Below are 6758 nucleotides of genomic sequence, written 5' to 3'. Positions count from 1 at the left end.
ACTGATGCACATCCCCGCCACCATCGCCCGCCACGCCCGCCGCACCCTCATCCGCTACAGGGCCGACCACCCCTGGACCCATCTCCTCCTCCAAGGCATCGAACGCCTCCAGACCCTGCCCGCACCCTGACCCCGGCCCCCGCCCCTGAGGACGCCCCCTGCCCCCCGGAGGCCGGCCGCCCCGCCCCCGAGCACCACCGACCACCGCGCCCCACCACGCGCGGCGAACCACCGCACCCCCATGCCACAATCAACCCCGCAGCACCGGCAACGACGCCGCCCAACCCCACCCAACCAGACGATGAAAGATCGAGGTTAACCCGCGAGAACGTCTGCTAGAGGTACGTGCTCGCGGATTAAGTGACGTGCTCGCGGGTTACCCGGCGATCTCGCGGACCGCGGTGCCGACATCCCCGGCGCCCCTGACGTCGAGACGTGCACTTCGCATTCGAAAGTGCAGTTCCAACCGTCGTTCTCGAGTGCGAAATGCACGTCTCGACGAGGAAGAGGCCGGCCCCGCCCCTCGGCCGCGGCCGGCCCCGCCCGTCACACGCCCGTCAGCCGCGCCCGGCCCCGGCGCAGTGGGCGGCGAAGGCGATGATCTCGGCCTCGACGTCGGCGCGGGTGGCGGGCTCGTTGTGGACCTCGTGGCGCACGCCGGTGTACACGCGGGTGCGGATGTCGCGCAGGCCGGCGTCCCACAGGCCGTTGGCCACGCGGTAGGCGCCCTCGCCGAAGCCAGCGACCGGGTCCTGGTCCCCGGCGAGGATGAGCACGGGCAGGTCCGCGGGCAGGGGCGCCATCCAGTCCTCGGCGTTGGCCAGATCGTAGAGCTCGCAGAAGCTCCGGGCGAAGCGCAGGCTCATGGGGGCGCCGAAGTTGTTGAAGGGGTCGGCCGCGTGGTCGGCGACGACGGCCCGCTCCAGGGCGACCCAGTCGGTGGGCCCGCGCACGTCGTCGTAGCGGTCCAGGGCGCCGTCGAACATGGCGGCGGAGATGCCGGTGTCGTCGAGGGCCTCGCCGCCGCGCTCGGCGATGGCCCCGTCCAGGGCCCGGGCCAGGGCGGGGTTCTCCAGGCCCTTCATCCGCGCCGCCACCCCGCACAGGGCCAGGCCTGCGAGTCCGTCGGGGTGGGAGCGAGTCAGGACCCGGGCGATCATGGAGCCCCAGGAGTGGCCGAAGACGATGTGGGGCAGGCCCGGGAAGCGCTCGGCGACCGTCTCGCGCAGGGTCTGCTCGTCCTGGACGACGACGCGCGCCCCGTCCTCGCCGGCGTCCTGCCACACCCCGCTCCTCATGGCGGTGCGGCCGTGGCCGGCGTGGTCGTCGGCGGCGACGACGAATCCGGCGTCGAGCAGGGCCGTGATGAGGTGGATGTAGCGGCGGGAGTGCTCCCCCAGGCCGTGGATGATCTGGACGGCGCCGCGCGGGGCGGCGGCGGGGACGTGGATCCAGGCCTGGATCTCGTCGCGGCCGTTGGCGGAGGCGAAGGGGACCTCGTGCAGTGCCATGGCTGACCTCTCTGTCAGGTGATGAATGGACGACGGCGCCCGCCGGGTCCGGCGGGTCGGCGATCCTCCGAGGGTAGCCGGGGCGCAGTGCGGGAGGGGCGAGTTGCCGCAAGTCGCGTAGTGAGCGTTCACAAACACCCCTCCGCTTCACTGCCATGGGTTTCGAGCGCGCAGCCGCCCGCCCCGGGGACCACCGCCGCCGTCGGGGCCGGCGGCCCGCCGATCGGCGCCGCCGGCGGACCCCGTTGATCGGCGCTGCCCACGCCGCCCTGGCGAAGGACCTGCGCGCCGCCCACGGCGTCGAACTGATGACCACGGGCGCCTGACCGAGTCCGGCGCGGCCCCGCTCGACCCGACGGGCGCCCTGCGGCCCGGCATCCCGCTGCGCCCGCCCGAGGGCGACACCGGCACCGGCATGGTCGCCACCGACTCGGTGCGCCCGCGCACCGGCAACGTCTCCGCCGGCACCTCCGCCTTCGCCATGATCGTGCTGGAGGCGCCGCTGCGCAGCCTCATCGAGGAGATCGACCTGGTGGCCACCCCGTCGGGCGCGCCGGTGGCCATGGCCCACGCCAACAACTGCACCTCCGACCTCAACGCCTGGGTGGAGGTCTTCTCCCAGTTCGCCGACGCCCTCAGCCCCGGCGCCCCCAGCGCTCCCAGCAGGCCAGGCGCTGCGGGGGCGCCCAGGAGCCGTCGGGCGTGCCGACCTCGCCGGTGGAGGCGGACACGACCAGGGCGGGCAGGTCCGGCTCCCCGCGCGCGGCGCAGTCGTGGCTCACCATGTGCAGCAGCGGACCCATGTGGCGGGGAAGGACGAGGCCGCCGATCAGTTCGGACAGCTCCCCGTAGGTGACGACCTCCCGGTGGGCGGCCGCGTCGATGAGGACCGCGCGCGAGCGCGCCGTCGCCTCCGCCAGGCGGGGCGTGAGCGTGTGCATGCGCCGCCCCACCGGGTAGCGCATGCCCTCGACGAGGACGAGGCCCTCGCGCCGCCGCGCGTCAGACCCAGAACCTGCCACGGAAGAACGCCAGGATCAGGCTCACTATGGTCGCCGCAGTCCCGGTGCCGGCGGCGGTGCGCACCACCTTGGCGGGCATCGTGGCCGAGGTCTTGGACTCGGGCTGCGGCGCCGCCGCGACCTGCACCGCGGGGCGGGGCTCCCCCGCAACCGCGGGCTGCGCCGCCGCGGGCGCGGGAGCGGCCACCACGGAGTCGGCGGCGGGCGCCGTCGCGGCGGGGGCGGCGGGTTCGACGGCACCCGCCGCGGCGGTGGTGGCCGGCGCGGCGCCGGCCTGCCCGGTCGCCGCGGGAGCGGCGCTGCTCGTCGCCGCGGCCTGCGCACCGGCGGGGGCGGCGGGGGCGGCTGCCTGTCCACCGCTCCAGGCGACATTGACCAGGGCGCCGCGGTCCACGGCGGTGCCGGCGCTCAGCCCGAGGGCGTCGGCGACGTCCTGCGGCAGGGGCGCCCCCGTCCCGTCCGCGGGCCCGCCGTCGGCGGCGCGCAGGTCGTAGTCGCCCCAGGCGGTGGGGTCGGCGGGCTCCCTGACGACGATCGGGTTGGAGTCCCGGGCGCCCTGCAGGTCGAGGCCGTTGGCGTCCCTGCCGGTCACGGTCACATTGGGGCTGGAGGTGAAGTCGCTCAGCGAGGAGGCGTTGACGCTCTGGGTCGCCCGGTCGGAGCCGTACTGCCACAGCACGGTGGTGGAGGGGTTGGAGGTGGGCTGGCGGTAGTAGACGTTGTAGTCGATCCCCGTCACCATCTCGTTGGCGTACAGGGCGCTCGAGCCGTCGGTGTTGGCGTCGCCGGTGATCTGGAGCATGGCGGAGTAGCGCCACAGGTCGCCGTCGGAGGGCATCTCCTCCGAGGAGAGGATGTTGTTGTAGATGGTGGTGTCCACCGTGTCCCAGGACAGCCCCTTGCCCTTGGACCAGTTCTCCGTGACGGCGCAGGTGCCGTCGGCGGAGCGCGAGTTGCAGCCGTTGGAGCGGGTGTCCTCGTAGACGCGGATGCTGGTGAGCGCGTGGCTGATGGTGTTGTTCCACACCTGCGTGTGGTCCGAGCCGGCCACCAGGATGCCGGTCCCGGCCCCCTGGACGACGTTGGAGGCGATCATGTTGGAGCTGGACACCTCGTTGAAGATCGCCGTGGGCACGTTGATGAACTGGGAGGCCAGGATCTGGGAGTTGATGACGCCCTCGTCGAACCAGATGCCGGACTGCCGGTTGGTCTGCCAGGACGCCGGGGTGGCGTGGTCGGTGGCGGAGGCGGAGTAGTCGACGGTGTTGTAGGCGTAGCGCACGGCCTCGGAGTGGGTGACCTTCATGTCCGCGATGGTGCAGTACCCGCCGCAGCTGGCCGTGTTGAAGCCCTCGCTGTTGTTGCCCGACCAGTAGTTGCGCTCGACGGCGACCGAGGAGGACTTGTTGATCCCCGTGCCCACGCCGCCGTTGTCGGTGAAGCGGTTGCCGGAGACGGTCGCGTTGGTGGCGTCGGACACGCCCAGGGCCGTGCCGGCCGAGGAGTAGCGGAAGGTGCTGTTGGTGATCTGCAGGCCCTTGCCCGAGGCGAAGACCATGACGCCCCCGGTGCTGGTGCCGATCTCCGGGTCGCTGTAGTCCCACTGCTGGACCGGGGAGTACTTCTCGACCGTCAGCCCGTCCAGGGTGGTGGAGTCCCCGATGAGGGTCAGCGCCCGGGAGTGCTGGACGACCTCGACGGTGTGCTGGCCCGGGTCGACTCCGATGACGTAGCCGGCGCCCCGGTGCGGCTTGGCGTTGTAGCCGGCGCGGTTGTTGCCCGCGGACACGAGCGTCACCGGGTCCGGGTCCTCGACGTAGAAGGTGCCGGCCCCCACCTCGGCGCGCGAGCCCACCTGCGTCAGGGGCGCGCCGTCGACGAAGACCTGCTCGGGGTGGGCGGCCATGCCCTCGACGGAGGGGTCGGGGTTGGTGGTGCACACGGTGCAGAAGCGCACCATGTCCGACGACGTCGACCAGGTGCCGTCCGCCCCCGCGGTCCAGTTCGCGGGGACCTCGGCCCCGGAGAGCACGGGCTTGGCGCCGGCGGCCGCCCGGATGGTGACGCTCTTGTTGACCATCACCTCGCCCTCGCGGTAGGTGCCGTCGGCCACCTCGATGGTGGCGCCGTTGCCGGCGGCCGCGACCGCCTGCGCAATGGTGCTGTAGGGGGATGCGGCCGAGCCGTTCCCGCCGGAGGCGGCGGAGGCCGACACGTGGATGACGCCGTCGGCGGGCGCGGCCAGGGCCGCCGCCCCGCCGACAATGGTCAGGAGAAGGGCGAGGGCCGCGGTGACGAGAGCGGCGGAACGACGCACGATGATCCCTTCCATGGGAGGCAGTGGACTCATCGTTACCATAACGTTATCCTCCTTCGCGCGCGAGCCCCTCCGCGGCTGGCGCATCCGCGGGGCGATCCGCGCCCGCGGGCGCGTTGCGGCCAATTCTGCACGTCGGATGGAACCTGAGACAATCCGCACATGACATCGTCCTCCTCACTGCGCCCGGTCCGCGTCCGCGGGGCGATCAAGCTCGGCCAGTTCCTCAAGTTCGCCGGCCTCGTGGAGGACGGCGGCCAGGCCCGCATCGCCGTCCAGGCCGGGGACGTGACCGTCAACGGCCGGGTCGAGACCCGGCGGGGTCACCGCCTGGCCGACGGCGACGTCGTCGTGGTGGACCTGCCCCACGGCGCGGCCGGCGCCGCGGTCGCCGTCGACGACGGGGCCTGACCCCGCCCGCCCGGCACCTCCCGGCCCCATCCCGACCCGCCCCGGTCGCGCCCGGCCCCATCCCGACCCGCCCCGGTCGCGAACGCGCAGGTTTCCAGTCGAACGCACATCTCCCAGCCGCGCGTTCGACTGGAAACCTGCGCGTTCGCGACGGCGGCCGGACTCCACAGGGGCCCGTCCCGCACACCCCATCCACAGGGCTCGAATCCAGTCCGGCGGACACGGAGCCCGACGGCGCATCCTCGCTCCATGGCCCTCGCACTTAGCCCTCCGCCGCTCCCCAGACTCCGACTCGCCTCGCGCGACGACACCTGCCCGTGCAACCGCACGGACGGACTCGTCAAAGTCGCCCGCGGCGTCTACCTCGCTCCCTCCGCCTCGGACAACCCGTTGGAGCAGCGCCGAGAGATCACACTCGCGCGGTGCGCCGCTCTTCTCGAGATCTCGCCCTCGGCCCGCGCGCTCACCCATGAGGCCGCGGCAGCGGTTCACGGACTGTGGACCCGCCCCTGGGAACCGGATCTCGCCGTAGCCATGCCCAACCGCCCCAGCGCCCCCAACCTCCGCATGCCCGCTGTCACCTACTGCGACGGCGCGCGACGACGACGGGGTCGGGCGCCGACCGCCCACCGCCACACCATCGCCCTGCACGACGACGAGGTGTGCCATGTCAACGGTCTTCCCGTCACCACGCTGGAGCGCACGGCCATTGACTGCGCCTGCGATCTTCCTCCCGCGGAGTCGATCTGCGTCGTCGACGCCGTATTCCGGGTCCTCTGCGCCCCCGACCGCTTCACCGGACGCTGCCGCGCCCGAGACCCGGAGGAGCTCCGGGCCGAACTGCTCCGCGCGCTCGCCCGCCAGGGCCGACGACGCGGAGTCAAACGCGCCCGGGCCGTGATCGGCATCGCCGACCCGTTCTCGGAGTCTCCGGGCGAGAGCGTCGCAAGACTCGTCGTCCGCGCATCCGGGCTGCCCGCGCCCGTCACCCAGTACCGGTACGAGGACCGGGAGGAGGGTCGGCGGTACTACATCGACCTCGCGTGGCCGCAGTTGCGGATCGCAATCGAATTCGACGGCTTCATGAAGTACGTGTCGCCCGAGGACCTGAGAGCGGAGAAGCGGAGGGAGCTGCGCCTGCGCCGAGGGGGATGGACGGTGTTCCGGCTCGTCTGGAAGGACCTGCGACAGCCCGATCTCCTGATCAGCCGCCTGCTGGGGCTCTTCCCCCCGGACAGCGCTGCGCGCGATCAGCGCGTGCGCCACCTGCTTTGATCTCGCCGCCCATCCAGACCGGGTCCCTCCGCCCGTTCCCGAGAGCGCGACTCCCCACCCAGTTCGCGAACGCGCAGGTTTCCAGTCGAACGCGCATCTCCCAGCCGCGCGTTCGACTGGAAACCTGCGCGTTCGCGAAAGGAGCGGGCGCGGGGGGGGCGCGGGAATGGGGGACGGGCGGGAATGAGCGGGGCTGGGGAATGGGGCCGGGGTGAGGAGACG

The 6758-nt window shown here is 72.8% G+C and carries 6 protein-coding genes and 1 pseudogene; 4 read left to right on the top strand and 3 right to left on the bottom strand.

The genetic code is table 11. The features are described 5' to 3' along the window. Positions 1 to 557 precede the first annotated feature (557 nt). Positions 558 to 1511, bottom strand: coding sequence for an alpha/beta fold hydrolase (locus G446_RS0105835; protein WP_026409452.1), 954 nt, complete (start codon positions 1509 to 1511; stop codon positions 558 to 560). A gap of 155 nt (positions 1512 to 1666) precedes the next feature. Here G446_RS0105835 and G446_RS19830 point away from each other — a divergent pair, with 155 nt between their 5' ends. Together G446_RS19830 and G446_RS21305 are read left to right on the top strand one after the other, a co-directional pair. Further along, the gene (locus G446_RS19830; protein ID WP_156916533.1) at positions 1667 to 1837 is read left to right on the top strand and encodes a hypothetical protein; all 171 of its coding nucleotides are present in this window, start codon (positions 1667 to 1669) and stop codon (positions 1835 to 1837) included. 89 nt (positions 1838 to 1926) lie between these two features. Beyond that, positions 1927 to 2115, top strand: a pseudogene (locus G446_RS21305) (FGGY-family carbohydrate kinase); the annotation flags it as partial. A 31-nt stretch (positions 2116 to 2146) separates the two neighbouring features. Here G446_RS21305 and G446_RS0105825 read toward each other — a convergent pair. Next, positions 2147 to 2476: a hypothetical protein gene (locus G446_RS0105825; RefSeq protein WP_211228256.1), complete on the bottom strand. Its 330-nt coding sequence runs from the start codon at positions 2474 to 2476 to the stop codon at positions 2147 to 2149. Between the two features lie 37 nt (positions 2477 to 2513). Then, positions 2514 to 4865: a right-handed parallel beta-helix repeat-containing protein gene (locus tag G446_RS0105820; RefSeq protein ID WP_211228254.1), complete on the bottom strand. Its 2352-nt coding sequence runs from the start codon at positions 4863 to 4865 to the stop codon at positions 2514 to 2516. A gap of 147 nt (positions 4866 to 5012) precedes the next feature. Here G446_RS0105820 and G446_RS0105815 point away from each other — a divergent pair, with 147 nt between their 5' ends. Then, the gene (locus tag G446_RS0105815) at positions 5013 to 5261 is read left to right on the top strand and encodes an RNA-binding S4 domain-containing protein (protein WP_026409449.1); all 249 of its coding nucleotides are present in this window, start codon (positions 5013 to 5015) and stop codon (positions 5259 to 5261) included. A gap of 249 nt (positions 5262 to 5510) precedes the next feature. Beyond that, positions 5511 to 6536, top strand: a complete 1026-nt coding sequence (locus G446_RS16220; RefSeq protein WP_051285691.1) for a hypothetical protein — start codon at positions 5511 to 5513, stop codon at positions 6534 to 6536. The last annotated feature ends 222 nt before the right edge of the window (positions 6537 to 6758 follow it).

The sequence above is a fragment of the Actinomyces dentalis DSM 19115 genome, from assembly GCF_000429225.1.
In the GTDB taxonomy this organism is placed as follows: Bacteria; Actinomycetota; Actinomycetes; order Actinomycetales; family Actinomycetaceae; genus Actinomyces; species Actinomyces dentalis.
Note: the sequence above shows the minus strand (reverse complement) of the source record. Positions and strands in the feature narration are given on the sequence as shown.